The organism is Dactylosporangium fulvum (assembly GCF_025137375.1).
Classification (GTDB): domain Bacteria; phylum Actinomycetota; class Actinomycetes; order Mycobacteriales; family Micromonosporaceae; genus Dactylosporangium; species Dactylosporangium fulvum.
Map to the genome: position 1 here is coordinate 978,901 of NZ_CP073720.1, position 24,498 is coordinate 1,003,398.

Genomic DNA, 24,498 nt, shown 5'->3' on the forward strand with positions numbered 1-24,498 from the left:
GGGCGCCAGGGAGGGCCCCGCCGCTTGCTGCGTTTTCTCACACTTGCCGGCTTTCCCTATCCCGCCTCCCGTTCGGGCCTGCATGCTGCGGACCAACGACAAAGCTGTCTTGGAGGATGCGAGATGCAGTTCGGCCGGTACTTCGAGGAGTTCGACATCGGCGCGGTCTACCGGCACTGGCCGGGCAAGACGGTCACCGAGTCGGACGACCATCTCTTCTGCCTGCTGACGATGAACCACCACCCGCTGCACCTCGACGCCCACTACGCCGAGACGTCGACACACTTCAAGCGCAACGTGGTCGTCGGCAACTACGTCTATTCGATCCTGCTCGGCATGTCGGTGCCCGACGTGTCCGGCAAGGCGATCGCCAACCTCGAGGTCGAGTCGCTGCGACACACCGCACCGACCTTCCATGGGGACACCATCTACGGCGAGACTGTGGTGCTGGACAAGCGCGAGTCGGAGTCGAAGGACGACCGCGGTGTGGTGACCGTGGAGACCAAGGGCTACAAGCAGGACGGCACACTCGTCTGCGTCTTCCGGCGCCGGGTGATGGTGCCGAAGAAGTCGCACGCGGGTCCGGAGCTGCCGAGCTTCCCGGAGCCGAAACCGTAGTTCGTCAAGGAGGACGACTGTGGGGTTGCTCCGCAAGCTGCTGGGGCGGGAACAGGCGTGGGCCGAGCGCTGGGCGGTGTACCCGGGCGAGGTCGGCGGCCATCTCGCGATGTACAACATCGACCTCGGCGCGGTGGAGGCTGCCCCGGTGGCGCGGCTGCCGCAACGGCTGGACGTCGAGTTCCGGTACAAGGGCAAGGGCGCCACCGGCATGCCCGACGTCTCGGAACTGGCTTCCATCCACGCTTTGGACGAGGCGGTACGTCAGGTGCTGAAGTCCGTCCGCGGCGCGCTGGTCGGGCGGGTGCTGTCGGGCAACACCGGCCGGATCACCGGATATCTGCCCGAGGGAGCCACCCCGCCGCCGCTCGCCGAGGTGCCCGGTCTGACTCCGGAGTCGTCTCTCGTTTCCGACCCGGGCTGGACCCGCGTCCGGGAGGAGCTGACCCCCGACGCGTGGCAGCGCAACGTCATGGACGACAACCAGGTGGTGCAGGAGCTGGAGGCGCACGGCGACCGGCTCAGCTCGCCGCGGCCGGTCGAGTTCCTGGCGTACTTTCCGGATCTGGAACGTGCGGAGGCCGCCGCGGAGGAGTTGCGCATCGACGGCTTCGCGGTCACGGTGGAGCGCGGCGACGAGGGAGACTTCGTGTTGCAGGCGATCCGCCGTGACCCGGTCGAGCCGCCGGCTCTGCACGAGGCGACCTGGAAGGTTCGCGGCATCGTGGAAGGTCACGACGGCCTTTATGACGGCTGGGGCTGCATGGTGCAGGCCTGACCGGTCGGGTCAGTCCATCATTTTCCGTTTATCGGAGGATTTTTCGGCATAGGCTCGGTGTGGGAGGTCGCCATGCCCAGCAAGCCCGCGCCGAGTCCCGCGACGCCGAGACCCGCGACGACGCGCTCCGCGACGTCCGCCCCGGCCGACCCTGCCACCAGCCCCTCCGTCAACCCCGCCCCCAACCCTGCCACCCGCCGCTCCAGATCCGCCACGCCGGCCGGACCGGCTGCGGATCCCTCCGGGTCCGCCGCCGACATGGCCGCTCGGGTCGGATCCGCTGCGGACCCCGCCGGCTCCGCCGGCTCGGTCGGTTCCCCGGCCGGCTCCGCCAAAGCCGCCGCTTCGGCCGAATCGGCTGCGGATTCCGCGAGGTCTGCCGCTGACATGGCCGCTCGGGCCGGATCCGCTGCGGACCCCGCCGGCTCGGTCGATCCCGCCGCGCCCGGTTCTCGCACGACCGGATCCGCCAGGCCGAGCAGCGCGTCACCGGATCTCAGTCCGGCCGGAGGCGAGCCGCACACCGCAGCGTCCGAGCCCGCTCCGGCCCGTTTCACGCCGCCACGGCCCGCCGTCACCTCGGCCGTCCCACGGCACGGACCCGTTCCGCAGCCGGTGACCGCCGGGGTCGGGAGGGCCACGGCGCGTTCCGCCATGCGGATCGATCTGCCGCTGCGGCGGTGGGAGTGGGACCTGCTCGTACGACTTCCGAGAAGTGTCCTGCTCGCCGCCTGCGCCGGGCGGGCGGACGTCGACGCGGTGGCCGGGGTCGAGGCAATCGCCGCGGGGCAGCGGTCCCGCGCGGTGCTCGTGCGCGGGGTCGTCGCGGCCATCTTCGCCGAGCAACTCACCGACACCGACCTTGCTCCAGGAGCTTCGGACCAGGCGAAAGCCCTGGCTGACTGCACCTTCGCCATCCGCCTCCTGGTCGATCGGCTGGGTGCGGACGTCGCCCTCGCCTACGGCGAGTGGCTCATGGACATCGCCGCCAGCGTCGGCCGGATCGCCTGGTATCCGGGTGTCATCCGGCTCGGCGGCGTCACCGTGCTCCTCGCCGAGCGTCGTTTTGTCAACGAGATCGGCCACGAGCTGGCACGGGCCTTGCGCCGCTGAACCCCCGGCGCCGGGCACCGCCCCGCGACGCCGGCCGGGTGGGCTGGTCAACCCTTCTCATCCGGCCGGCCTCCAGCAAAGGCCGCAAGGTACCGTCACCGGAAATGGACGCGGACATCGAGCTCGCCGTGGGCATGGGGCCCTGGGAAGGCCCCTGGCCGTCCGAGCCGCACTACGACCCGCAGCTGCTCGCCGAAGGCGACCGGCGCAACGTCGTCGACCGGTACCGCTACTGGCGCCTCGACGCCATCGTGGCCGACCTCGACACGCGGCGCCACGGATTCCACGTCGCGATCGAGAACTGGCAGCACGACCTGAACATCGGAACCGTCGTGCGCAACGCCAACGCGTTCCTCGCCGCCGAGGTGCACATCGTCGGGCGGCGGCGGTGGAACCGGCGTGGTGCCATGGTCACCGATCGCTACCAGCATGTCCGCCATCATGCGACCGTCGAGGAGTTCCTGGACTGGACGCGGGCGCAGGGGCTGCCGCTTATCGGCATCGACAACCTGCCCGGCGCGCGGTCCCTGGAGCAGGCCTCGCTGCCCGAGCGCTGTGTGCTGCTGTTCGGGCAGGAAGGGCCAGGTTTGTCCGAGCCGGCCCGGCTGGCCTGCGACGCCGTGTACTCCATCGCGCAGTTCGGTTCGACGAGGTCCATCAACGCCGGCGTCGCCAGCGGCATCGCCATGCACGCATGGATCCGGGAGCACGGCGCACGAAACCAGTAGCCGAAGGTGCTCCAACTGGACCGGATTGCCCTTACCGTGGGTATATGGGCGTCGCAGTCAGCTGTCCCCGTTGTGGCGGTCCGGTGCGGCCGCCGGACCTCATGCACTCGGAGTGGCGGTGCGACGACGACGGGGCCGTCCTGCCGTTGCACGTGGCTCACCACATCGGACCCGAGATCGTCGAGACGGCCCGCGCGAAACTCCTCGCCGCGGCGCAGCGCGCCGGGGCCCGTCCGACGCCGCTGTGGTGTCCGTGGCCGCTGCCGAGCGGCTGGACGGTCACCGGGGTCGGGCTGGTGGGTGACGATCGGTCCGGCGTGCGTGCGACGGCCGTGGCCTGCAGCGGGCCCGGCCCGGTCGAGCACGGCCCGGCCGACTGTGTGATCGTCGCCGAGGAGCCCGGTGTGGGACTGGGCAACCGGCTCGCCGGCATGCCGGGCACCGATCCGGGGCCGTTCTTCGACGGGGACCTGGCGACCACAACCGCACACGCGAAGGTCCGCGCGGCCGGCTGGCCGACGCCGCTGTGGATGACCAAGTCGCCCGAGGACCGCACCGCCTACGTCGGCGAAGCGATGGGCATGTGGCTCTACTTCGTGACCTGGCCGGCCGCGGCCGGATTTCTCCTGGAAGAGGAGATCGACCTGCACGATCTCACCGAGGATGTGCCAACCCATCTCGTTTTCGGCGCGCCGTCGCCCTATCTTCACGGGAAAGCGTAGACGGGCGCGACTAGGATCAAGGTCCGAGTCGATGTCGGCGCGGCATAGCTTAACCCTATGCCGCGCAACTGATACGCTGAGTTCGCCGCGACGCGGTTGCGCGACGTCGCGGGGAGGGGATTGACGGCGATGCTAAAGAAGGTCCTCACCTGGGGAGGCATAGCCTTCCTCATCTTCTTCGTGGCATATCGGCCCCAGTCGGCGGCTGAGGTCTTCAAGTCCATCGGCGGCGGGATCATGGACATCGCCTCCGGGTTCGGTGACTTCTTCTCCAGCCTGGTTGCCTGACCGCTATGAGCACCGGCCCCGAGCCGCCCGAGGGCGAATCGAGCTCCCGCCGCTGGCAGGACCGCGACACGGAGCCGATCCCACGCGCCCGGCCGAGCGACGCGCCCCCGCCGCCGGCGCCCGACTACGAGCCGGCTGACAGCTACGCCGAGGACTCCTACGCCGACCCGCTCACCGACGGTGCCTACGCAGGTCGGGCCACCTACGACGCGCCGCCGTCGTTCACGCAGGACGAGTTCGCGCGGCTCCAGAGCGGTGACGGCGGCCCGTCCGTGCCGCGGGGCAGTCGCATGGCGCCGCTCGACGAGGAGGCCAGCCGGCACGCCTCGCGGTATCTGTTCCCCACCGAGAAGTTCCGCGGTGAGTGGAAGCGGCACTGGATCCAGCTGGCCAAGGAGGGCGCGATCGCCGTCAGCGCCACGATCGCGATGGGGTATATCGCCGGCTGGCTGACCAAGCACAACCAGACCCAGTTGCGCACCGCGGTCCTGGTCGTGTGGGCGCTCGTGATCCTGTGGTGTGCATGGCGGGTCGCGGATTGGTGGTATGACCGGTTCATCCTGACCAACAAGCGGGTCATGGTCGTTTCCGGAATTTTCACGCGCAATGTGGCCATGATGCCGTTGCTGCGGGTCACGGACATGAAATACGTCCAGTCATTGACCGGTCGCATGTTCGGATACGGTCATTTCGAACTGGAGTCCGCGGGTCAGGACCAGGCATTGCGCAATATTCGCAATTTGCCCAATCCGAATGAGCTTTATCTGCGGATCGTCGAGGAGATGTACGAACCGGAGGCCGTCGAGGCCCGGCTGGGCCGCGCCGCCGGTGGCGACGAGGACGGCACCTGAGAAAAACCTTCCGCGGGAGTGCAACCCGTGGCCCCCTCCGTCGCGTCTTGCCACGTGGGCGGAACGGGGAGGGAAGTGACGGTGCCGGACGAGGCAGGCTTCCGCGAGGACGCATTTCGTGAGTTCGTCACGCAGCGGTCGGGTGCATTGCTGCGCACGGCGTATCTGCTTGCCGGAGACTGGGCGACCGCCGAAGACCTGTTACAGATCGCGCTGACCAAGACCTACCTCGCCTGGAAACGGCTCGGCCATATCGAGGCCGTCGAGCCGTATGCGCGGCGCGTGCTCGTCAACACCTCCACGAGCTGGTGGCGGCGGCGCTGGCACGGCGAACGCCCCACCGAGATCCTTCCCGAGAGCCCCGCCGCCGATCAGCTCGAGGAGACCCTCGAGCGCGACGCCCTGTGGCGCCACGTGCGTGCGCTGCCCAACCGGCAACGTGCCGTGCTGGTGTTGCGGTTCTACGAGGACCAGTCCGAGGCGGAGACGGCCCGGCTCCTCGGCGTCTCGGTCGGCACCGTGAAAAGCCAGGCCTCCCGAGCGCTCGCCACGCTCCGTCAGCGGCTCAGCGCGGAAGGCGTTGAGCCGGCCGCTCGAGTACAGCCCTCGCGCCCACCCACCGTGACGCTCAAGCGGCCCGCACCAGCGGCCGCGGCGAAAGCGGCCACAACGTCGGCCGCCGCGGCCACGGCTGCGGCATCGACGGAGGAGGAGACGGCGGAAGAGGCGCCGGCGGAACTCGATGAGCCAGTGGAAGTGGGACTGGGGACGTGACCATGCTCGAAGACGCTCTCCGCGATACGTTCGCGGCCAAGGCGGGCAATGCCCCGCCCGGGTCGCTGGACGGCGTCGCCGACGCCGCCATCCGCGGCGCCGCCCAAATCCGGAACCGCCGCAGGGCGATGGCCGGCGGGCTCGCCGGCATCCTAGCCTTCGCCGTCGCCGCGATCACCGCGTTGCAGGTCGTGATCCCCGGCAAGCCTGCCGAGCAGGGGCACACGGCCGACATTGCCGGTCCGCCGGAGATCGCGGCCGAGTCGACCCAGACCGGCAGGCAGACGCCGCCGCCGCAGGCGCCCACCGCGGTCGACGCGATCGGCGGAACGGCGCAGCCGACCAAGAAGGTGCGCCTCCAGTTGCCCGACAAGGGCACGGTCGCCGCCGCCTACCAGGCGAAGGACGGCTACCTGGTCGTCAACACCCAGCCCGGCGGCGACAAGCAGCAGCTGGTCCTGCAGAACGACAACAACCAGCAGCAGGTCCTCGTCGACGGTGCGAACAACATCACGGTGGACAAGGACGGTGGCCAGGTCGCCTGGGTGGACCAGGGCAAGGTCACCGTCGGCTCCCGTGCCGGGGACGCGAAGAAGGTCACGCAGAAGTTCACGACCAACGTGCCGAGCGACGCGATGCCGGTGGCGTTCGTCGGCTCCGACCTGGTGCTCGGGCGCACGGACGGCAGTGCGTTCGACGTCTGGTACCCGAGTCGCAAGTACACCGAGTCGTGGGACGAGTCGGTCCTGCGGGTGTTCGGCGCCCACCCCGACGGCAAGAGCCTGTACGCCGAGGTGAAGCCGGTCAACCAGGAGAAGTCGATGTGCCTCGCGTGGCTGCAGCTCGACCAGCCCTTCAAGGTCTTGAACAAGGTCTGCGGCCTGCCTCTGGCGGAACGCAACGGCAGCCGCGTGTCCCCCGACGGGCACTGGCTCGCCTACCCGGTGAACGGCCGGAAGCAGGTCGCGATCGTCGACCTGACCACGGTCTTCACCGACGGCAAGTCGCGGCTGTTGAATCTCAACGTGACCACCAAGACGGTCTGGCTCAACGCCACGACGTTCGTGGTGGACAACGGTGACACGTTCCAGGCGCTGAGCCCCGACGGCAAGATGGAGACGCTCGGCGTGGACAGCAACGGCGTGGTGCTGATCGAGCCGCTCTACGCTGGTTGAGTGCGGATCGATCTCCACACCCATTCGACGGCGAGTGACGGCACGTCGACCCCGGCGGAGCTGGTCGCTGAGGCGGCCGCCGCCGGGCTCGACGTCATCGGGCTGACCGACCACGACACGACCTCCGGCTGGCCTCCGGCGATCGCCGCGCGCCCGGCCGGGCTCACCCTCGTGCCGGGGGCGGAGCTGTCGTGCAGGTGGCACGGCGGTCCGTGGCCGATCTCGTTGCACCTGCTCGCGTACCTCTTCGACCCGACCGAGCCGGCGCTCGCCACGGAACTCGCGCGGGTGCGGATGTCCCGGGAGACCCGCGCCGAGCGCATGGTCCACCTGTTGCGAGCCGACGGCATCGACGTGACCTGGGACGAGGTGCTCCAGCACGCGGCCGGCGGCACCGTCGGCCGTCCGCATCTGGCGCAGGCGCTCATCCGGCGCGGCCTGGTCGGCACGGTCTCCGAGGCGTTCGAGCCGGAGTGGCTCGGCCGGCGGTATCGGGTGCCGAAGGATGATCTCGACGTCTTCGTCGCGCTGCGCCTGGTCCTGGCCGCGGGTGGCGTGCCGGTGTTCGCGCACCCCCGCGCGAGCGCCCGCGGGCCGATCGTCCCCGACGAACTGATCGTCGAGATGGCCGCGGCCGGCCTGTTCGGCCTGGAGGCCGACCACACCGATCACGCCCCGGAGGAGCGGGCACACGTGCGGGACCTGGCCGCGCGCCTGGGCCTGGTGGTCACCGGCTCCAGCGACTACCACGGGCACAACAAGACGGTCCGGCTCGGCGCGCGGACCACGGATCCGGCCGTGTACGAGCAGATCGTGGCCGCCGGCTCCGGAAGCGACGTGGTCGGGTGACCACCGAGTACAGCGGGTCCGGCGATCCGCGGCGCAGCATCGAGCTGTTGTGGGGGACCACCCCGGCCCCGAAGCGCGGGCCGAAGCCGAAGTTCACCGTGGCCGGCATCGTCACCGTCGCCGTCGCGCTGGCCGACGCGGAAGGCCTCACCGCGGTCTCGATGCGGCGGGTGGCCGAGCAGCTCGGCGTGACGGCGATGTCGCTGTACACGTACGTGCCGAGCAAGGCGGAACTGCTCGACGTCATGGTCGACGTCGTCTCCGCGGAGGCCGTCCGGCCCGCCTACGAGAGCGACGGGTGGCGGGCGCGGCTCCACGAGGTGGCCCGGATCAACTGGGAGCTGTACCGCCGGCATCCCTGGCTGCTCCAGATCGCCACCACACGGCCGGTGCTCGGACCGAACGTCATCGCGAAGTACGACTTCGAACTGCGCGCCTTCGAGGGTGCCGAGGTGCCCGACATCAACACCGACATGCTGCTCAGCCTGGTGCTCAATTACGTCGCCGGTGCGGTGCGCGCCGTGGTCCAGGCGGATCAGGCCGCCCAGACGACGGGCATGACCGAGGAGGAGTGGTGGGGTGCGTACGCACCGCTGCTCGCCGAGGTCCTCGACGCGTCCCGCTTCCCGACCGCAGCCCGGGTGGGCCAGGCGGCCGGCGAGGAGTACGGTGCGGGCGACCCGGTGCGCGCCTACGAGTTCGGCCTGGAGCGGGTCCTGGACGGCATCGACGCGATGCTGTCCCGCTGACGCCCGCCTGTTCGCGCCGATCTTGCAGTTGTGGTGCCTCGCAAACCGGGCTTTCCGGGAGCTTCCTGGCACCACAACTGCAAGACCAACATGGTTGGGATCAGCGGAGCGTCGCGTAGATCGTCTTGGTGAGCGTGCCGTTGGCGTCGTCAGCGTCGAGCGACCACATCATCGCGCCGCCGTAGCCGGAGAGCCGGATGAACAGCGACTTCTGCGCGACGGTGATCGGGTCGTCGAAGGTCCAGAAGGTCGTACCGTTGAACAGCCACGCGTGGCCGGCGAGCAGGTCGTGGTGGACCTGGTAGCCCTGCTTCGGCAGTGTCGCGAGGACCTTGTAGTCCTCGTTGCCGGCCGCCCAGGTGCCGGGCGCCGGGCCGGTGGCGGGCTGGAAGAGGCCGCGGTTGGCGTTGGTGACGCCGGTCCAGCCCTGTCCGTAGTAGGGAATGCCCAGCACCAGGGCCTTCTTCGGCGCGCCCCGGTCGGTCCAGGCCTTGAGCGTGCTCGCCCCGCTGAAGTCCGGGGTGGTGGGGTTGTTCCGCGGCACGAACAGCGCGGACTGCTGGTTGGTGAGCGGCTCCCACGTGCCGTGGAAGTCGTAGCCCTGCACCGTCGCGAAGTCGAGGTACTTGAAGATCTTGTTGACCTCGAACCCGGCGTCGATCTTCGCCGGTGCGGCGGGGACAAACGCGGTCAGGATCGCCTTCTTGCCGAGTTGCTTGCGGAACTCGGCGACCATCAGCGTGAAGTTCTGCTTGTCCTCGGGCCGGATCACGTTGCCCGGGTTGGCCTCCGAGCCCGGCCACTCCCAGTCGAAGTCGAAGCCGTCGAACACGCCGGTCGACCAGAACGTGTCGATGCACGACTGCACCAGGGCCTTGCGGGACGCGTCGGTCAGCACGGCGTTGGAGAAGTTGGCGGAAAGGGTCCAGCCACCGAGTGACAGCAGGACCTTGAGGTTGGGGTGCTTGGCCTTGAGCTTGCGGAGCTGGTTGAAGTTGCCGGCCAGCGGCTGGCCGGGCTCGTCGGCGACGCCGTCGACGCTCTCCTCGGCGGACACCGGGCGCTGCCAGTCGGCCCACGGATCGGAGGAGGCGCACTTACCGGAGGCGTCGACGTCGCCGAACGCGTAGTTGATGTGGGTCAGGCGGGAGGCCTGGCCGCTGGTCTCGAGATTCTTGACGTAGTACTGGCGGCCGTAGATGCCCCACTGGATGAAGTACCCGACCCGCTTGTACTGGTCCTGGTGGGGCGAGCTGTGCGCCGACGCCGTGCCAGGCGTGACGGCCAGCGTCGCAAGCGTCAGTGAAACCGCTACCCCGGCCAGGATTGAGCGTCTGCCCATGCACCCTCCATGACTGTTAGGAAAGTTAGCTGTTTACGGCAAGGTAGGGGCATGGCTCGATGTCGTCAAGGCTTTGTCAGCGACGACGGTTGATCGAGGACAATTCGCCCGTGGATCTGAAGCTGTTCGGGGAAGTCTTCGTCACCCTGCTCGTGATCCTGGATCCGCCGGGTGCCGTGCCGATCTTCCTCGCGCTGACCGGCTCGATGTCCCGCCAGCACCGGAACCGGGCGGCCCTGCAGGCGGTCGCCCTGGCGTTCGGGGTGATCGTGGTCTTCGCGCTCGTCGGGCGGCAGATCCTCGCATACCTGCACATCGACCTGCCCGCGCTGCAGGGCGCCGGCGGCCTGTTGCTGCTGCTGGTCGCACTCGAACTGCTGACCGGCAAGACCGACGACCCGCGCGACCAGGTCACCACCAATGTGGCGCTCGTGCCGCTGGGCACCCCGCTGCTGGCCGGGCCGGGTGCGATCGTGGCGACGATGCTCTTCGTGCGGCGTACGGACGACTTCTCCGGGTATCTGGCGGTGGCGGTCGGCATCGTCGCCGTGATGATCATCGTGTACCTCGTGCTGCGGTTCTCGGGCATCCTGGTGCGGATCCTGCGCCCGAGCGGCATCGAGGTGCTGACCCGCATCGCCGGCCTGCTGGTGGCCGCCATCGCCGTGCAGCTGCTGGCCGACGCGATCGGCGCCTTCGTCACCGAGTACCTGAACTCGCCCCACTGATTGGGTTTTGTCGTACCTCGGTGGCAGGATTCGGACGTGGACAACGAACAGCTCGGCCTCTTCGCCCCGCCCCGGCGGCTGTTCACCTGCACGCCCAGCAAGCTCGGCAGCTACGAGGACTGCCCGCGCCGTTACCGGTTCTCCTATGTCGACCGCCCGGCTCCGCCCAAGGGGCCGCCCTGGGCGCACAACTCGCTCGGTGCCTCCGTGCATACAGCCCTCCGGAGTTGGTATGGGTTGCCGGCCGACCGCCGCGCCACCGCCGCCCTGCCGACACTGCTGAAGGCGACGTGGGTCCGGGAGGGGTATCGCGACGAGGAGCAGGAGCGCGAGGTGTTCCGCCGCGCGCTGGGCTGGCTGGAGTCCTATGTGGACGGACTCGACCCGGACGAGGAGCCGCTGGGTGTCGAGCGCACGGTGGCCGCCCGCACCGAGACGCTCGCCCTGTCCGGCCGGGTCGATCGCATCGACCAGCGCGGTGACGAGCTGGTGATCGTCGACTACAAAACCGGCCGCACCGGCCCGGGCCCCGACGACGCCCGCGGCTCCCGTGCCCTGGCCCTCTACGCGATCGCCGCCGAGCGCGTGTTCCGCAAGCGCTGCCGTCGCGTCGAGCTGCACCACCTCCCGACCGGCACGGTCGCCGCCCACGAGCACACCGACCAGTCCCTCGAGCGCCACCTCCGCCGAGCCGAGGAGACGGCCGCCGACATCGTGGCCGCCGAGTCCGCGATCGCCGCCGGCACCCCACCCGACGAGGCGTTCCCGGTCGCCGCCGGACCGTGGTGCTCGTGGTGCGACTACCGCAAGTCCTGCCCCGTCGGCCAGCAGGCCGAGGCGAAGGACCCCTGGACGGCAGTGGACCGCCAGCCCCGGGGTTGACCCTCGGTGGGTTTTCCGCGGTCCTGGGCGCGGGGAACGACCGAGGTCAAGCTGTGGGCGGGGGCGGGAAGGCGGCCGCGAAGCAGGTCTCTACCAAGGTGGTGAGGTCCTCGGTGGCGTCCGACTCCACCCACCGGGTCAGAGCTGTGTCAAAAGCCGCGAACGAGACTGCCACGATGATGGCCGGCCGCACGTCGGACGACGGGTCGACGTGCATTCGTCTCGCCAGCTCCGCCGTCAGTGTCGCCTTCCAGCCGGCCTGGCGCTCCAGGTATCTCGCCAGTAGTGACGGGGTGCAGATGGTCACCTCGGCCAGGCGGCGGGACTTCTCGGGGTGGTCCCAGAACGTGTCCGTGAACACCCGCAGGGCATTCTGCACCGCCAGCTCCGGCGGCTCCGACTCCGGACGGGCGGCGAGTGCGTCGCTCAGCTTGCGGCCCAGATCGCTCAGGAACTCGATGATGACGTCTTCCTTCGACTGAAAGTATCGGAAGAACGTCCGCCGCGAGACGCCCGCCGCCGCGGCCATCTGGTCGATCGTCGTCTCCTCGAAACCCTGGAAGGCGAGGAGCTTGAGGGCGGCCTCGGTCAACTCGTCGCGGACGAGCTGGCGTTTGCGTTCGACGAGGCTCACCTGCGCATTCTATGCAGCCCATCGCCAGGATGGCACATCAAGGCATGGTTGACACTGAGTGCCAAGCGCGGCATGCTGGGTCGTATGAGGTGGACTACCGAACAGATCGCCGATCAGAGCGGCAAGACGTTCCTGGTGACCGGGGCCAACAGCGGCCTCGGTCTCGTGACCGCGCGCGAGCTCGCTGCGAAGGGCGGCCACGTCATCATGGCCGTCCGAAATCTCGGCAAGGGCGAACGCGCCGCGGCCGGCATCCGGGGGAGCGTGGAGGTCAGGCACGTCGACCTCGCTGATCTCGACACCGTCCGGGCGCTCGCCGCGGACCTCCACGCCGGCCCCACCGGCATCGACGTCCTTGTCAACAACGCCGGGATCATGATGCCGCCGCGGCAGCTCAGCGCACAGGGGCACGAGCTGCAGTTCGCCGCGAACCATCTCGGGCACTTCGCGCTCACGCTGCTGCTGCTCGACCTGATCCGGGAGCGGGTCGTCACCGTCAGCTCCACGATGCACAAGCGCGGGAGGATCCACTACGACGACCTCGACGGCGGGAAGAGGTACTCGCCCATGGCCTTCTACGCGCAGTCCAAGTTCGCCAACGTGCTCTTCGGGCTGGAGCTGCACCGGCGGCTGCGACAGGCCGGCGACGCACGGCGCAGCCTGATCGCGCACCCCGGCTACTCCGACACCAACCTCCAGACCGCCGGGCCGACCGGTGTGGCGAAGGCGTTCATGCGCATCGGCAACAAGGTGTTCGCCCAGTCGGCGGAGCAGGGCGCGCTCAACCAGCTCTACGCGGCGGTCGACCCGCGCGCCGAGAGCGGGCAGTTCATCGGGCCCGACGGCTTCGGGGAGAACCGTGGCTGGCCGACCGTGGTCCAGCCGATCAAGCCGGCCGAGGACGAGGCGGACGCGAAGCGGCTGTGGGAGTTGTCGGAGCGTCTGACCGGCGTGCGACTTTCAAGCGCTGACCTGCGTCGATAGAGCTTGGGACCGGGTCGGCCGGCGCGGCCGCATGATCAACGCGGGGGAGGGGTGGGGCGCAGGCGATAGATCGCCACCGTGCCTTGCTGCCAGGCCAGGTCGGCCAGGTCGGCCAGGTGCGGGGACTCGGTGCCCTGCGCGCGGTCGACCACGATCCAGCGCACTCGCTGGGACCAGAGCCAGGCCAGCCGCTCCGGGGTCGAGTTGTAGATGGCGGCGTCGTTCGCGGCGAGCCGGTCCGGGTCCCAGTACACGAGTGAGGGGCCCAGCCGGTGCCGGGCCGACTGCATCTCCGCCGACTCCGGCGAGTAGCCCCAGCTGCCCAGCAGCACCCGCCGCTCGCTGTAGGCCGAGATCCAGTACGCCAGGCTCTGCCGTGCCTGCTCGCCGCTGCCGACGCGGTGCACGTTGGTCGCGACGTACTCGGCCGGCGTGCTGTGGTCGCGCAGCCAGCGGGCGCCGGCGGCCTGCTCCGGCGTGACCCGCACGTGGTAGCGGACGCCGAGGTTGGCGCTGGTCGCCGCGTCGTGCGGGAGCCGCGCACCGCCGGCGAACAGCACCACCGCCAGCGCCGCGAACGCACCCGTGCCGCGCAGCGCCGCGTGCCGCCGGCCGGCGAGTGCCAGGCCGGCGCCGACCGCGAGTGCCGTGAGCAGGACGACGCCCCCGAAGACGTACGTGGGCAGCGGGACACCCCAGCGTGCGGGCACCTGAGGTACCGGGACCACCAAGGCGAAGACCGCCAACGCCACCGCTGCGGGCAGGGCGACGGCGACCGCCACCCGCGTCCCGGCCCGGTCGGGGATCCGGTCGGCGAGCAGCACCAGGCCCCATGCCGACAGGATCGCGCCGAAGGGCCAGCCCGCGATGATGAAGAAGTGCTGGCCCCACGACACGTGCCAGACGGTCAGCGACCCCACGACCCCGGCGGCGAGCGCGCCGGCCAGGAACAGCTCCACGTCGCCCCAGCGCCGGAGCGGGAACACGATCCCGGCCAGCCGGGCGCCCATCGCGATCGCGTACGCGCCGAGCCCCCAGACGATGAGCGGGAGGTCGGCGGGCGTCGTGCCGGTGTACTGGTCGCCGACGAAGTCCAGCATGATCGTGAACGGCCCCCAGGACAGCCCCTGGCCTCCGAAGCCGTAGAGGACCGACACCGCGAACACCTCGACCACCGCGAACGCCCCACCGAGCAGCCATGGCGTCCACGACGGGCGCCGCCGCAGGAGGTGTACGGCGCAGACGAGCGCCACGCCCACCCCCGCCAGTGGCAGGACCGTGGACTTCGCGCCCGTGGTACCGGCGGCGAACAGCACCGCGAGCAGCCACGTCCGCCGGTCCGCCTCCCGGCGCAGCACGGCCACCGCCGCCGCGATGAACGGCATCGTGAGCGCCGCGGCGTAGAGGATCGACCGGCTCGACCAGCTGTAGTACGCGGTGATCGTGCCGAAGAAGGCGGGCGCCTGAGCCGGCGGCACCGCCTCACCGACGACAAACATCAGCGCGGCGGCCACCGGCCCGGCCCAGGCGCGGCGGGTCACCCGCCAGCCGGTCACCGCGAGCAGGCCCACCGTGAGCACCGCGAGCACCGGCAGGTCGAGCCGGAACCACAGCACCGGCAGGTCGATGCCGGTCGAGAGGCTGCCCGCGGCGAGGTGGCCGTAGGCGAACCAGTGGTACCGCAGCGGCCGGTCGCCCTGCTCGGGCACGGCGAGCGGGAAGTGGTGCTTGAGATCGGCGGCGACGGCGAGCAGGTTGAGCTGATCGATCATGTACTGCCGGGGCCCGTCGACGGGCACCGGAACGTTGACCGCCAGGAACGCGACGGTGAGGTACCCGAGGAAGAACAGCGCGATCCCGGCCACGGTCCACGACCAGACCGCCGACGGCCGCTCGGGGTACCGCGGCATCCGCCAGTGCCGGCGCAGCCGCGGGACGGCCAGGAACACGGCGATCACGAGCAGCGGCCCGATCCACACCAGGCCGCGGAACGCGACCAGTGCGACCGTCTCGGCCAGCAGACCCACGACGGTGCCGAAGGCGACGTCCTCGAGCAGGCTGTGCGGCCTCGACCGCAGCGACCGGTAGAGCAGCATGCCCGGCAGGACCACGCCGAGCCCGAGGTAGGCGGAGTAGCGGGCCACGTCCGGTGGACTCGTGCCCAGGGCCAGGAGGAGACCCGCGACGGCGACGGCCACGGTCAGGGCGGGCGCCCAGGCCGACCGGCGCCGCGGCGGCAGCGGCGTTGCGACGCGATCGGGGACGATGGTGGCCGTCGCCATGGGGAGCCTCCGCGTCGGTGTGGTGTCGGGCAGACACCAGGTTGAACGCGGGCGACGCCCGTTATGTCACGCGTTACCGGTTCGACCGGCTTCCGTCAGGCGGCGCATGGCTTCCTTGCGAGCCGGGGACTCGATCCACTCGATCGGAATGGTGCGCAGCAGGCTGCCGAGCACGCGCGCGTTGACCGAGGCGAGCCGGTCGGTGCCGGGGAGGCCAGGCAGCCCGTACAGCTTCCGGGCCCACGCCGGCAGCATGCCGATGGCCAGCGCGGACACGCTGAACGCGGCGCCGCGCACCGGAGTGAGCCCGAGCCCGAACGGCAGCGGCGGCAGGGTGAGGAACAGGCCGGTCGCCGCCGAGTCGACGGTCAGCGCGAGCTCGGGGCGCATCCGTTCGTAGTACGCCTCCACCGCGGCGGCGGTGTCCGGCACCGTTGCGGGGTCCAGCCCGACCAGGGCGGCCGCCCTGGTCTGCTCGCGGTAGTAACCGTCGATCTCCTCCGGCTCGAGCCGCAGCCCGCCCCGCAGCGCCGAGTCCAGGAACGACTCGACCTCGGTCACGTGAACCCAGCGCAGCAGCTCCGGCTCGTCGACCCGGAACCGCTCACCGGTGCGCGGATCGGTGGCGGTCATCCGGCTGTGGACCGCCCGGACCCGCCGGCCGGCCCGCTCGGCCTGCTCGGTGGTGCCGTAGACCACGGTGGTGACATATTCGGCGGTGCGCTGGAACCTGCCCCAGGGGTCTTTGCGGTAGCGGCTGTTCTGCTCGACGCCGGCGACGGCCCTCGGGTGCAACGCCTGGAGATACAGGCTGCGCAGGCCGCCCACCGTGATGATCGGCTCGCTGTGCACCCGCCAGGTGACCGAGTCGGGACCGAAGAGCCCGAGGTCTGTCACTGGTCGTCTTCGCGGTGCTGCTGCTGGCAGGCCGGGCAGAGGCCCCAGAATGTCACTTCCGCCTCGTCCAGCACAAAGCCATGGGCCTGCGAGGGGGTCAAGCACGGCGCCTCGCCGACCGCGCAGTCGACGTCGGCGATCTCGCCGCAGCCCCGGCACACGATGTGGTGGTGATTGTCGCCGACCCGCGACTCGTATCGTGCCGGGCTTCCCGCCGGCTCGATCCGCCGGGCCAAGCCGGCCCGCGAGAGGGCGCTGAGCACGTCATACACCGCTTGGGTCGACACCGAGTCCAGGCGTTGGCGCACCTGGGCCGCGATCTGGTCGACGTCGAGGTGCCCCTGCGACGACTCGAGGATCTCCAGCACGGCAAGCCGGGGTCGCGTCACACGCAGACCCCGGGAGCGCAACAGATCCTCACCCGACACAGCTCCAATAAGACCACGCTGCCTGGAACCCATCAAATGTTTCTGGACTCTTGAACCGCAGATCTTTAGCGTGCGTACACCCCCGTCGGGGGAGGATCGTCTGTCGAGGAGGCCCCGTTGTTCGATCGAGTGCTCGGCCTGCCGGCCCATCCGCTGTTCATCCACGCGGCCGTCGTCCTGGTGCCGTTGCTCGCCCTGGTCGGCGTCCTGTACGCGGTGTGGCCGGGCAGCCGGCGCCACATCCGGTGGCCGTTGATCGCCCTGGCGATCGCCACACCGGGTGCCGTCTTCTTCGCGAAGGAGTCCGGCGAGGCGTTCAGCGAGAGCCCGAACTTCGCCGCCGGTCCGATCCAGGAGCAGATCGAGCAGCACGAGGACCTCGGCAACACGCTGTTCCTCGTGGTGCTGGGCCTGGCGATCGTCGCGCTGGTCATGGCCTTCATGGTCAACGTCACGGCCGGGTCGGTGTCGCTGATCAAGGCCCCGGTCGTGGTGCACTGGGTGGTCGTCGTGGCGGTGGTGGCCCTGAGCGTGGCCGCCTTCTACTACGTCTTCCGTGCCGGTGACACCGGCGCCCACATGGTGTGGGAAGGCTTCTGATACGGGCCCTAGAAGAGGGCCCGGCCGCAGAGGACGAGGAGCAGGACGACCAGCACGGCGCCGGCGAGCAGGCCCATGCCCTTGGTCAGGATCGTCGCCGCCTGCTCCTCGCGGTCGATCCGGTCGCGGTCCTGCCCGGGGAGTTTCCGCGGCGGCCGCGGGTTTTCGAGGGTCGGCGGGCGCCAGCCGCGTGGGGGCGGCGTGCTGCGCGGGGCGCCGGAGTAGGGGACGCTCGCCGAGGCGCTGGGCTCGGGCGGTGGCGGCTCGGTGCCCTCCGGGGGGCGCCGCCAGTAGGCGTCGTCACTCACGCCACGAGCCTACCCACGCAACGCCCGGGACGCGGCGCGGGCGCGTTCTTGATCGGCGAGCTCCGGGTTTCGGCCGGGGCGGGCGGGGAGGGCGCCCGCCCCGGGCCGGGGTGGTCAGTCGCTGTTGAGGAGGTCGGCCAGCGACATGGGGCGGGTGGCGTCGGGATCGTTCGCACGGTCGGCCGCGCGGCCGGATCCGTCGAGCCGCAGGGTCTCCTGCTCGTCAGCGGTCACCGCGTCGATCGATGCCCGGCCTGTCGCGACGGGGTGAGCCCCGGAGGTGGATTGCGTCATGCCGCCGAGTGTGACCGGTATACCGCGAAGGCGACTGTCGTCATTCGGCCACTTTCTCGCAAACTGGCCGGAGTACGCTCGCTGCTGTGGCAGGTGCGAACGGGTGGGCTACCACCGATGATCAGCGTGAAGTGAGCTTCGAGGACTTCGCCGACGAGTTGGTTGTGCTGCCCGACCACACGACCGACGACACGGACGCGGGCTGGGGCGAGCGCGCGTCGAACAACGACGACCGCCTCCTCGCCGACCGCCCGCCGCACTGGGACTGACGCTCGGCCTGTCGGCACCTCATGCGCGGCCGCTTCCTTGACGACGGCTGCCGCTTCGGCCTACCACCGGGCTCAGGCCCGGGCACGACAAAGCACCCGGCCCGCGGGCCGGGTGCTTTGTGTTGCGTATGTCAGGCCGCGGAGGCCGACGACGAGGAGGAACCGGCGCTCGAGGTGGCCGCGGGCTTCGACTCCTTGGCCGTGGTCGACGTCGTGTCCGACGAGGACTTCTCCGAGGACTTCTCCGAGGCGGACGTCGAGGACGTGGACTTCGACGTGGACGACGAACGCGAGTCGGTGCGGTAGAAGCCCGATCCCTTGAAGACCACGCCCACCGCGGAGAACTGCTTGCGCAGCCGGCCCGCACACTCCGGGCACTCGGTCAACGGCTCGTCGGTGAACGACTGCACCGCCTCCAGCTGGTGACCGCACGCCGTGCAGGCGTACTGGTAGGTAGGCACCGCTCAGCCTCCATCATTGGCACTCGACTGCTCCGAGTGCCAATGGTGCTCTATCGCACACCCTTTCGTCCAGTGGAGGTGGGGCTCCTCATACCCATCAGGCTCAGTTCCCACCAAAGCCCCACAAATGCGGCGATCATGCGGCTCGGCGGGCACCGAGACGACCAGTTCACCCGGATAGAGCGGTGCGATCGTCGGCGCGGTCACCCGGGGCAGGACCCGGTCGTACGAGCCGCCGCCCTGACCCAGCCGGACCCCGTCGCGGGACACGGCGAGCGCCGGGAGCAGCATGAGGCCGACCGTGGCCACCGCGTCGACGCCGAGACGAGGGCCGGTCGGCTCGATCAGCCCGAAGCGGCCGGCGGCGAACCCGCCGTCGTGGAGCGCCCAGTCGAGGTCCAGATCGTCCAGCAGGACCGGGAGCAGCAGGCGCGGTGCCGCCTCGGCCAGCGCCGACACCAGCTGGGGACCGCCCGGCTCGGAGAGCATGGGCACGTATGCGGCGACCGACGTCGCGCCTGCGGCTCGTACGACCCCCACCGCCGCGGCGACCAGGGCACGGTCCGCCGCCGCTCGAACCGCCGCCGGAAGCGCCCGCCTGGCGGACCGGATGTGCGCTCTGAGCTCTGATTTGGCGGACACCCTCGGCGGCGCCGCTCCATCCCTCGTCATCTGTGACAGCATCGCATCAACCGACGTACGGGAGGACGGACGTGACGCTGCGCGCGCGGCTCACCGCTGCCTTCCTCGCCGTGGTGCTGGGCCCGGTCCTGCTCGGTGCCGTCTTCGTCGGCTTCGCCGTCGCGGCCGTCAGCGACCAGCGCGCCGCCGAGCGGCTCGACGCGGGCGCCGAAAACCTGCGGGCCGCGCTCGCCGTCACCTGCCAGCGCCTCCGGCTCGCGGCGGAGACCACCGCCCTGCTCAGCGTCGACGGCAACCGGCCCGCCGCCGCGCAGGACGCCATCACGCGCGGCCTGGCCCGCGCGGTCGAGGTCACGCGCACCGACGGCGCCCTCGTGACCACCGCCGGGCAACTGCCGACCAAACCGTGGGCCGACTGCGCCGCGCCGACGCCGGCCGCCTACAGCGCCATCTCCGCCGCCGTCGACGTCATCGACGCGAACGGCCGGCGGATCGGGCGCGCGTACGCCGTCGAGCCGGTCGACTCGACACTGCTCGGCTGGCTGGCCGAGGCGAGCGGCGTGCGGATCAACTCGCTCGCCGACGACCCGCAACCGTCCGAAGAGGACAAGGGCATCGCCGCCACGGCCCGCGGCCTGGTCGCCGGTGCCACCGGCACGTCCACCGACGGCCGGCTGGTGCGCCGCCTCGACCCGCGGCCGGGGCAGCCGCTCATGCTGGCCATCAGCGTGCCCGCCCCCGAAACCCAGGGGCTTTATGCGGTACTCGTGGCCGTCGTCGTCTGCGCGGGCCTCGTCGCCATCAGCGTCGCGTGGTGGCTCGCCCGGTCGACCACACACCCGCTGACCGAGCTGGCACAGGCGGTGGAGCGGGTCGCCGACGGCGACCTGAGCGCCCGCGTCCCGGTCCGCAGCCAGGACGAGGTCGGCCGGCTGGGCCAGACGTTCAACCGCATGACCCGCGAGATGCAGGGGTACGTCCAGGCGCTCACCGCCAGCCGTGACCAGCTCCGCGGCCAGCTCGGCGTGCTCGGCGACACGCTGTCGAGCACCCACGACCTGCACCGCATCCTGCAGGTCATCCTCCAGACCGCGACCGCCGCCACCGGTGCGCAGTCCGGGGTCGTGCTCATGGTCGACCCGGCCAGCGGTGAGCTGCGCGGCCAGGTCACCGAGGGACCTGTCGGGATCGACGTCGCCGAACTGCGGCTCCACCTCGGCGAAGGGCTGCTCGGCACCGTCGCCGCCTCGGGCGAGCCGCTGCGCGGGCGGATCGAACGCGACGGGCCGGTGCTCTCGGCCGCCGAGCCGGGATGTGTGACGTACGTCGCTGTGCCGATCGCCGCGCCCGGCGTCGGGCCGACCACGGGCCTGGAGCAGCCCCAGCCGGACCGGCCGCCAGCCGCCCGGGGGGTGCTGGCCCTGTACGACCGCCACGGCTTCGACGAATTCGACGACGCCGACCTCATCACGCTGCGCACGTTCGCCGGTCAGGCCGCGGTCGCCGTCGACAACGTGCGGGTCCACGAGGAGGCTCAGCGGCTCTCCCTCACCGACCCGCTGACCGGCCTGTCCAACTACCGCTACCTGCGCGAGTCGCTGCGCCGCGAGGTGGAGCGGGCCAGCCGGTTCGGCCGCAGGCTCGCCGCCCTCGCGCTCGACCTGGACCGGTTCAAGGAGGTCAACGACACCTACGGCCACGCCGCCGGCGACGCCGTGCTGGCCGAGTTCGCCCGCCGCCTGCGCGCCGAGATCCGCGAGGTCGACTTCGCGTTCCGGCAGGGCGGCGAGGAGTTCGTGGTGCTCCTGCCCGAGACGGACGCCTCCGGTGCCGCGGTGCTCGCCGAGCGGCTCGGCGAGGCCGTGCGGCGCAGCCCGGTCATCGTGGTGTCCTCGACCGTCGGCCAGCCGCCCCGGCGCATCCCGGTGACCGTGTCGATCGGCATCGCCGTGTATCCCGACCACGGCTCGACCGGCCAGGCGGTGCTGGAGGCGGCCGACGACGCGCTCTATGCGGCCAAGGCCGGCGGCCGGGACACGTTCCGGGTCGCCGGCGGCGTGACCAGTGTCAAGGGGAGCGGCGAGGTGACGCCCGGCGCGCCAAAGGCGGCACAACCACCACGACAGAGCCGTGGCGGATAGCCTTGCGACATGCCTGACACGACTCCTCACCAGCCCGCGCAGACGCGCCAGCGGGCTGTCAAAGCCGTGATCCCGGCGGCGGGGCTGGCCACCCGCTTCCTCCCGGCGACCAAGGCCGTGCCGAAAGAACTGCTCCCGGTGGTCGACCGGCCGGTCCTGCAGTACATCGTCGAGGAGGCGGCCACCGCCGGCATCAGGGACATCCTCCTGGTGACCGGGCGCGGCAAGACCTCCATGGTGGACCACTTCGACCGACGACCGGATCTGGAGGCCCGGCTCGCCGAGAAGGGCGACGAGGAGCGGCTCGCCGCCGTCAAGCGTCCCAGCGAGCTGGCCGAGATCTACACCTGCCGGCAGGGGGAGCCGCTCGGGCTGGGACACGCGATCTCCTACGGCGAGTCGCACGTCGGCAACGAGGCGTTCGCCTGCCTGCTCGGCGACGAGTTCGTCGAGGAGACCGAGCCGCTGCTGCCCGCCATGCTCGACCTGCAGGCGCAGACCGGCGGCATCGTGCTCGCGTTCATCGAGGTCGAGCCGGAGGAGTGCAGCCGCTACGGCATCGCCTCGGTCGAGCCCTCCGACCTCAGCGTCGACGGGGGCGAGGTGCTCCGCGTCACCGGCCTGGTCGAGAAGCCCAAGCCCGAGGAGGCCCCGAGCAACCTCGCGGTCATCGGGCGGTATGTGCTGCCCCCCACCCTGTTCGACGCCATCCGCCGGATCGGGCCGGGCGCCGGCGGCGAGATCCAGCTGACCGACGCGATGGCGCTGCTGCTCGCCGAGGGCACTCCTGTTCACGGAGTCGTCTATCGGGGAACCAGGTACGACACCGGCATGCCCCTCGGGTATCTGCAGGCGGTCGTCCAGCTGGCGGTGAAGCGCGACGATCTCGGTCCGGCGTTCAGCCAGTGGCTGACGCAGTTCGTGGAGAAGGATCTGCGCGGGTGACAGCGGTTCCAGCGACGGGCTCCCACCACGACGCCTCGCGTGACGCGGGCGTCGGGCCGAACGCGCGCGTCCCACTCGCCGACTACCTGGCCGGCGTGCTCCGAGGGCTGCGCCCGTTGCCCCCGCTGGACCTGGAGATCACCGCCGCGCACGGCAACGTGCTCGCCGAGGACGTGGTCGGACCGGGTCCCGTGCCCGCGTTCGACCACGCCGCCATCGACGGCTACGCCGCGCGCTTCGACGACATCAGCGACGCTCAGCCGGGCCGCCCGGTCCGGCTGAGCGTCGTCGGCGACCTGGTCGCCTCGAGCTGGCGCCCGGTCCGGCTCACCCCGGGCACCTGCTTCTCCGTCGCCGCCGGTGCCCTGATGCCGGTCAGCGCCGACGTGGTCGTGCCGCCGGGGATGACCGACCAGGGCATGGCCGCGGTCGAGGTGTACCACCCGACGAAGCGCGGCCACGGTGTCCGGCGGGCCGGCGACGAGCTGCCCGCCGGGGCGGTCCTGGCACGCGCCGGCGCCTACGTCACGCCGCCCCTGGTGTCGGTACTGGCCGCGAGCGGCATCGGCCACGTGGTCGTCCGGCCGAGCCCGCGGGTCGTGGTCATCGCCACCGGCGACGAGCTCGTCGACGTCGGCCGGGCCAGCCAGCCGGGGCAGGTCGTCGACGCCAACTCGCACGCGTTGACGGCGGCCGCCGCCGAGGCCGGCGCCCACGCGTACCGCGTCGGCATCTGTGACGACGATCCCGAGGGCCTCCGCGGCCTGCTGGACGACCAGATGCTCCGGGCCGACCTGATCATCACCACCGGTGGCACGGGCACCGGCCCGGGCGACATGGTCCGCCGGATCCTGTCCCGCCAGGTTGTCTTCTCCGACCTGTCGGTCTACCCGTGCTCCTCCCTCGGCTACGGCATGTTCGGCGGCTCCAACGGCGTGCCGATCGTGTGCCTGCCCGGCGACCCGGGCGCCGCCCTCATCGGCTTCGAGGTCCTCGCCCGCCCGGTGATCCAGCTGCTCGCCGGCGCCGACCCGGTCTTCCGGCCGAGCGTGCGCGCCCACCTGCTGGAGACCGTCAGCTCGCCGTCCGGCATGCGGGAGTTCCGCCCGGCGTATATCACCGAGCGCCGCGGCGGCGGCTACACCGTCGCCCCTCTGGCGGGAGGGCCCTACACCCTGTCAGGATTGGCCGACGCGAACGGGCTCATGGTGCTCGGCGAGAAGGTCATCAGTGCGGCCGCCGGGTCCACCGTTGACGTCCTACTGTTGGATAGGCGGCGATGAGTCAGCCAGGTTGGCCTGCGGTGCTCTCTGACGGCCCGGTGATGCTTCGGCCCTACCGCCGTTCGGACGCGCGCGCCTGGGCCGAGGTGCGCCGGGCCAACGAGCAGTGGCTGGCCAAGTGGGAGCCCACGCCGTATGGCACCTGGTACGACCTCAACTCGCCGGCCGCCTTCCGCGCCGTCCACGCCGACCTGCGGCGGGCGGCCCGGCAGGGCAGCGCGATGCCGTTCGCGGTCTGCAACGACGGCACGCTCGTCGGCCAGATCACCCTCGGCAACATCGTTCGCCGCGCCTTCTGCTCCGGGTATGCGGGCTACTGGATCGACGCCCGCTTCGCCGGCAGGGGCATCATCCCGACCGCGTTGGCGCTCGTCGTCGACCACGCCTTCAGCGTCGGCGGCCTGCACCGCATCGAGGTCAACATCCGGCCGGACAACCTGGCCAGCCGCCGGGTCGTCGAGAAGCTCGGTTTCCGCCAGGAGGCCTACCATCACCGGTACCTCCACATCGACGGCGACTGGCGTGACCACCTCGGATACGCGATGACCACCGAGGACCTCGCCGGCGAGAGCGGGCTCCTGGCCCGCTGGCACAAGCTGTCGGCCGCCGCCGCTTAGCTGCTTTTTGCGTTACTCAGATCGCATTACCGGTTTACTCCTGCGTGTTGACGTGGTGATACGCCGCTCGGGCCGTACTGTCTGAGGCGGAGTTACCGCGTTGTAACTTCCACAAA

General features: G+C 70.9%; 29 protein-coding genes. 20 read left to right on the forward strand and 9 right to left on the reverse strand.

The window, feature by feature from the left end; translation table 11 throughout:
- Nucleotides 1–123: 123 nt before the first annotated feature.
- The 11 genes from Dfulv_RS04550 (at nucleotide 124) to Dfulv_RS04605 (ending at nucleotide 8,645) form a co-directional block, all read left to right on the forward strand.
- The gene (locus Dfulv_RS04550; protein ID WP_259861350.1) at nucleotides 124–618 is read left to right on the forward strand and encodes a MaoC family dehydratase; all 495 of its coding nucleotides are present in this window, start codon (nucleotides 124–126) and stop codon (nucleotides 616–618) included.
- A 19-nt stretch (nucleotides 619–637) separates the two neighbouring features.
- A complete protein-coding gene (locus Dfulv_RS04555) occupies nucleotides 638–1,396 on the forward strand; it encodes a DUF695 domain-containing protein (RefSeq protein ID WP_259861351.1) in 759 nt (252 codons plus the stop codon).
- Between the two features lie 654 nt (nucleotides 1,397–2,050).
- Nucleotides 2,051–2,509, forward strand: coding sequence for a hypothetical protein (locus Dfulv_RS04565; protein WP_259861352.1), 459 nt, complete (start codon nucleotides 2,051–2,053; stop codon nucleotides 2,507–2,509).
- Between the two features lie 104 nt (nucleotides 2,510–2,613).
- Nucleotides 2,614–3,237 (forward strand): TrmH family RNA methyltransferase, encoded by a 624-nt coding sequence (locus Dfulv_RS04570; RefSeq protein ID WP_259861353.1) that lies wholly within the window; start codon nucleotides 2,614–2,616, stop codon nucleotides 3,235–3,237.
- A 44-nt stretch (nucleotides 3,238–3,281) separates the two neighbouring features.
- The gene (locus tag Dfulv_RS04575) at nucleotides 3,282–3,959 is read left to right on the forward strand and encodes a DUF6758 family protein (protein ID WP_259861354.1); all 678 of its coding nucleotides are present in this window, start codon (nucleotides 3,282–3,284) and stop codon (nucleotides 3,957–3,959) included.
- 129 nt (nucleotides 3,960–4,088) lie between these two features.
- A complete protein-coding gene (locus Dfulv_RS04580) occupies nucleotides 4,089–4,247 on the forward strand; it encodes a hypothetical protein (protein ID WP_259861355.1) in 159 nt (52 codons plus the stop codon).
- A 5-nt stretch (nucleotides 4,248–4,252) separates the two neighbouring features.
- Entirely contained in the window at nucleotides 4,253–5,098 is an 846-nt protein-coding gene (locus Dfulv_RS04585) for a PH domain-containing protein (RefSeq protein ID WP_259861356.1), read from the forward strand.
- A gap of 81 nt (nucleotides 5,099–5,179) precedes the next feature.
- A complete protein-coding gene (locus tag Dfulv_RS04590; RefSeq protein ID WP_259861357.1) occupies nucleotides 5,180–5,872 on the forward strand; it encodes a SigE family RNA polymerase sigma factor in 693 nt (230 codons plus the stop codon).
- A gap of 2 nt (nucleotides 5,873–5,874) precedes the next feature.
- A complete protein-coding gene (locus Dfulv_RS04595) occupies nucleotides 5,875–7,047 on the forward strand; it encodes a hypothetical protein (protein ID WP_259861358.1) in 1,173 nt (390 codons plus the stop codon).
- Nucleotides 7,048–7,896 carry a PHP domain-containing protein gene (locus tag Dfulv_RS04600; protein WP_259861360.1) on the forward strand — a complete coding sequence of 283 codons (849 nt, stop codon included), beginning with the start codon at nucleotides 7,048–7,050 and terminating at the stop codon, nucleotides 7,894–7,896.
- Nucleotides 7,893–8,645 carry a TetR/AcrR family transcriptional regulator gene (locus Dfulv_RS04605; protein WP_259861361.1) on the forward strand — a complete coding sequence of 251 codons (753 nt, stop codon included), beginning with the start codon at nucleotides 7,893–7,895 and terminating at the stop codon, nucleotides 8,643–8,645. The genes Dfulv_RS04600 and Dfulv_RS04605 overlap by 4 nt, the downstream gene beginning before the upstream one ends.
- Before the next feature lie 100 nt (nucleotides 8,646–8,745).
- Here the strand turns inward: Dfulv_RS04605 and Dfulv_RS04610 are convergent, their stop codons facing one another.
- Nucleotides 8,746–9,987, reverse strand: coding sequence for a glycoside hydrolase family 18 protein (locus Dfulv_RS04610; RefSeq protein WP_259861362.1), 1,242 nt, complete (start codon nucleotides 9,985–9,987; stop codon nucleotides 8,746–8,748).
- A 110-nt stretch (nucleotides 9,988–10,097) separates the two neighbouring features.
- Here Dfulv_RS04610 and Dfulv_RS04615 point away from each other — a divergent pair, with 110 nt between their 5' ends.
- A complete protein-coding gene (locus Dfulv_RS04615; RefSeq protein ID WP_259861363.1) occupies nucleotides 10,098–10,715 on the forward strand; it encodes a MarC family protein in 618 nt (205 codons plus the stop codon).
- 36 nt (nucleotides 10,716–10,751) lie between these two features.
- Entirely contained in the window at nucleotides 10,752–11,597 is an 846-nt protein-coding gene (locus Dfulv_RS04620; protein ID WP_259861364.1) for a RecB family exonuclease, read from the forward strand.
- Nucleotides 11,598–11,643: 46 nt separating this feature from the next.
- Here the strand turns inward: Dfulv_RS04620 and Dfulv_RS04625 are convergent, their stop codons facing one another.
- The gene (locus Dfulv_RS04625) at nucleotides 11,644–12,231 is read right to left on the reverse strand and encodes a TetR family transcriptional regulator (RefSeq protein ID WP_259861365.1); all 588 of its coding nucleotides are present in this window, start codon (nucleotides 12,229–12,231) and stop codon (nucleotides 11,644–11,646) included.
- Between the two features lie 84 nt (nucleotides 12,232–12,315).
- Here Dfulv_RS04625 and Dfulv_RS04630 point away from each other — a divergent pair, with 84 nt between their 5' ends.
- Complete coding sequence (locus Dfulv_RS04630) at nucleotides 12,316–13,215, forward strand: oxidoreductase (protein ID WP_259861366.1); 900 nt, start codon at nucleotides 12,316–12,318, stop codon at nucleotides 13,213–13,215.
- A 35-nt stretch (nucleotides 13,216–13,250) separates the two neighbouring features.
- Here Dfulv_RS04630 and Dfulv_RS04635 read toward each other — a convergent pair whose 3' ends face one another.
- The 3 genes from Dfulv_RS04635 to Dfulv_RS04645 all read right to left on the reverse strand — a co-directional run bounded on the left by Dfulv_RS04635 (nucleotide 13,251) and on the right by Dfulv_RS04645 (nucleotide 16,855).
- A complete protein-coding gene (locus tag Dfulv_RS04635; protein WP_259861367.1) occupies nucleotides 13,251–15,497 on the reverse strand; it encodes a hypothetical protein in 2,247 nt (748 codons plus the stop codon).
- 66 nt (nucleotides 15,498–15,563) lie between these two features.
- Nucleotides 15,564–16,394, reverse strand: coding sequence for an oxygenase MpaB family protein (locus Dfulv_RS04640; RefSeq protein WP_259861368.1), 831 nt, complete (start codon nucleotides 16,392–16,394; stop codon nucleotides 15,564–15,566).
- Nucleotides 16,391–16,855, reverse strand: a complete 465-nt coding sequence (locus Dfulv_RS04645) for a Fur family transcriptional regulator (protein WP_259861369.1) — start codon at nucleotides 16,853–16,855, stop codon at nucleotides 16,391–16,393. The genes Dfulv_RS04640 and Dfulv_RS04645 overlap by 4 nt, the downstream gene beginning before the upstream one ends.
- An 84-nt stretch (nucleotides 16,856–16,939) precedes the next feature.
- Between Dfulv_RS04645 and Dfulv_RS04650 the strand changes: the two genes are divergently transcribed.
- Nucleotides 16,940–17,422, forward strand: coding sequence for a DUF2231 domain-containing protein (locus Dfulv_RS04650; protein ID WP_259861370.1), 483 nt, complete (start codon nucleotides 16,940–16,942; stop codon nucleotides 17,420–17,422).
- 8 nt (nucleotides 17,423–17,430) lie between these two features.
- Here Dfulv_RS04650 and Dfulv_RS04655 read toward each other — a convergent pair whose 3' ends face one another.
- Together Dfulv_RS04655 and Dfulv_RS04660 are read right to left on the reverse strand one after the other, a co-directional pair.
- A complete protein-coding gene (locus Dfulv_RS04655; RefSeq protein WP_259861371.1) occupies nucleotides 17,431–17,730 on the reverse strand; it encodes a translation initiation factor 2 in 300 nt (99 codons plus the stop codon).
- A 114-nt stretch (nucleotides 17,731–17,844) separates the two neighbouring features.
- Nucleotides 17,845–18,024 carry a hypothetical protein gene (locus tag Dfulv_RS04660; protein ID WP_259861372.1) on the reverse strand — a complete coding sequence of 60 codons (180 nt, stop codon included), beginning with the start codon at nucleotides 18,022–18,024 and terminating at the stop codon, nucleotides 17,845–17,847.
- Nucleotides 18,025–18,110: 86 nt separating this feature from the next.
- Here Dfulv_RS04660 and Dfulv_RS04665 point away from each other — a divergent pair, with 86 nt between their 5' ends.
- Nucleotides 18,111–18,293, forward strand: a complete 183-nt coding sequence (locus Dfulv_RS04665) for a hypothetical protein (RefSeq protein WP_259869888.1) — start codon at nucleotides 18,111–18,113, stop codon at nucleotides 18,291–18,293.
- 131 nt (nucleotides 18,294–18,424) lie between these two features.
- On the opposite strand, the gene Dfulv_RS04670 is transcribed toward Dfulv_RS04665, so the two are convergent.
- Nucleotides 18,425–18,754 (reverse strand): FmdB family zinc ribbon protein, encoded by a 330-nt coding sequence (locus Dfulv_RS04670; RefSeq protein WP_259861373.1) that lies wholly within the window; start codon nucleotides 18,752–18,754, stop codon nucleotides 18,425–18,427.
- 3 nt (nucleotides 18,755–18,757) lie between these two features.
- Nucleotides 18,758–19,426, reverse strand: a complete 669-nt coding sequence (locus Dfulv_RS04675) for a 5-formyltetrahydrofolate cyclo-ligase (RefSeq protein ID WP_259861374.1) — start codon at nucleotides 19,424–19,426, stop codon at nucleotides 18,758–18,760.
- A gap of 41 nt (nucleotides 19,427–19,467) precedes the next feature.
- Between Dfulv_RS04675 and Dfulv_RS04680 the strand changes: the two genes are divergently transcribed.
- Genes Dfulv_RS04680 through Dfulv_RS04695 form a run of 4 tightly spaced genes read left to right on the forward strand, consistent with a single transcriptional unit; the run spans nucleotide 19,468 to nucleotide 24,382 of the window.
- Nucleotides 19,468–21,537 carry a GGDEF domain-containing protein gene (locus tag Dfulv_RS04680; RefSeq protein ID WP_259861375.1) on the forward strand — a complete coding sequence of 690 codons (2,070 nt, stop codon included), beginning with the start codon at nucleotides 19,468–19,470 and terminating at the stop codon, nucleotides 21,535–21,537.
- Nucleotides 21,538–21,546: 9 nt separating this feature from the next.
- A complete protein-coding gene (locus Dfulv_RS04685; protein ID WP_259861377.1) occupies nucleotides 21,547–22,482 on the forward strand; it encodes a UTP--glucose-1-phosphate uridylyltransferase in 936 nt (311 codons plus the stop codon).
- Nucleotides 22,479–23,765: a molybdopterin molybdotransferase MoeA gene (locus Dfulv_RS04690; protein WP_344405466.1), complete on the forward strand. Its 1,287-nt coding sequence runs from the start codon at nucleotides 22,479–22,481 to the stop codon at nucleotides 23,763–23,765. Before Dfulv_RS04685 ends, Dfulv_RS04690 begins: the two co-directional genes overlap by 4 nt.
- Nucleotides 23,762–24,382: a GNAT family N-acetyltransferase gene (locus Dfulv_RS04695; protein ID WP_259861378.1), complete on the forward strand. Its 621-nt coding sequence runs from the start codon at nucleotides 23,762–23,764 to the stop codon at nucleotides 24,380–24,382. The genes Dfulv_RS04690 and Dfulv_RS04695 overlap by 4 nt, the downstream gene beginning before the upstream one ends.
- Nucleotides 24,383–24,498 lie beyond the last annotated feature (116 nt).

What these genes read in the sequence shown, in the direction of transcription:
- Dfulv_RS04550 (WP_259861350.1), top strand. Translation starts at nt 124, where the DNA reads ATGCAGTTCGGCCGGTACTTCGAGGAGTTCGACATCGGCGCGGTCTAC.
- Dfulv_RS04630 (WP_259861366.1), top strand. Translation starts at nt 12,316, where the DNA reads ATGAGGTGGACTACCGAACAGATCGCCGATCAGAGCGGCAAGACGTTC.
- Dfulv_RS04685 (WP_259861377.1), top strand. Translation starts at nt 21,547, where the DNA reads ATGCCTGACACGACTCCTCACCAGCCCGCGCAGACGCGCCAGCGGGCT.
- Dfulv_RS04595 (WP_259861358.1), top strand. Translation starts at nt 5,875, where the DNA reads ATGCTCGAAGACGCTCTCCGCGATACGTTCGCGGCCAAGGCGGGCAAT.
- Dfulv_RS04565 (WP_259861352.1), top strand. Translation starts at nt 2,051, where the DNA reads ATGCGGATCGATCTGCCGCTGCGGCGGTGGGAGTGGGACCTGCTCGTA.
- Dfulv_RS04660 (WP_259861372.1), bottom strand. Translation starts at nt 18,024, where the DNA reads ATGACGCAATCCACCTCCGGGGCTCACCCCGTCGCGACAGGCCGGGCA.
- Dfulv_RS04675 (WP_259861374.1), bottom strand. Translation starts at nt 19,426, where the DNA reads ATGACGAGGGATGGAGCGGCGCCGCCGAGGGTGTCCGCCAAATCAGAG.
- Dfulv_RS04575 (WP_259861354.1), top strand. Translation starts at nt 3,282, where the DNA reads ATGGGCGTCGCAGTCAGCTGTCCCCGTTGTGGCGGTCCGGTGCGGCCG.
- Dfulv_RS04645 (WP_259861369.1), bottom strand. Translation starts at nt 16,855, where the DNA reads ATGGGTTCCAGGCAGCGTGGTCTTATTGGAGCTGTGTCGGGTGAGGAT.
- Dfulv_RS04570 (WP_259861353.1), top strand. Translation starts at nt 2,614, where the DNA reads ATGGACGCGGACATCGAGCTCGCCGTGGGCATGGGGCCCTGGGAAGGC.
- Dfulv_RS04610 (WP_259861362.1), bottom strand. Translation starts at nt 9,987, where the DNA reads ATGGGCAGACGCTCAATCCTGGCCGGGGTAGCGGTTTCACTGACGCTT.
- Dfulv_RS04580 (WP_259861355.1), top strand. Translation starts at nt 4,089, where the DNA reads ATGCTAAAGAAGGTCCTCACCTGGGGAGGCATAGCCTTCCTCATCTTC.
- Dfulv_RS04585 (WP_259861356.1), top strand. Translation starts at nt 4,253, where the DNA reads ATGAGCACCGGCCCCGAGCCGCCCGAGGGCGAATCGAGCTCCCGCCGC.
- Dfulv_RS04635 (WP_259861367.1), bottom strand. Translation starts at nt 15,497, where the DNA reads ATGGCGACGGCCACCATCGTCCCCGATCGCGTCGCAACGCCGCTGCCG.
- Dfulv_RS04695 (WP_259861378.1), top strand. Translation starts at nt 23,762, where the DNA reads ATGAGTCAGCCAGGTTGGCCTGCGGTGCTCTCTGACGGCCCGGTGATG.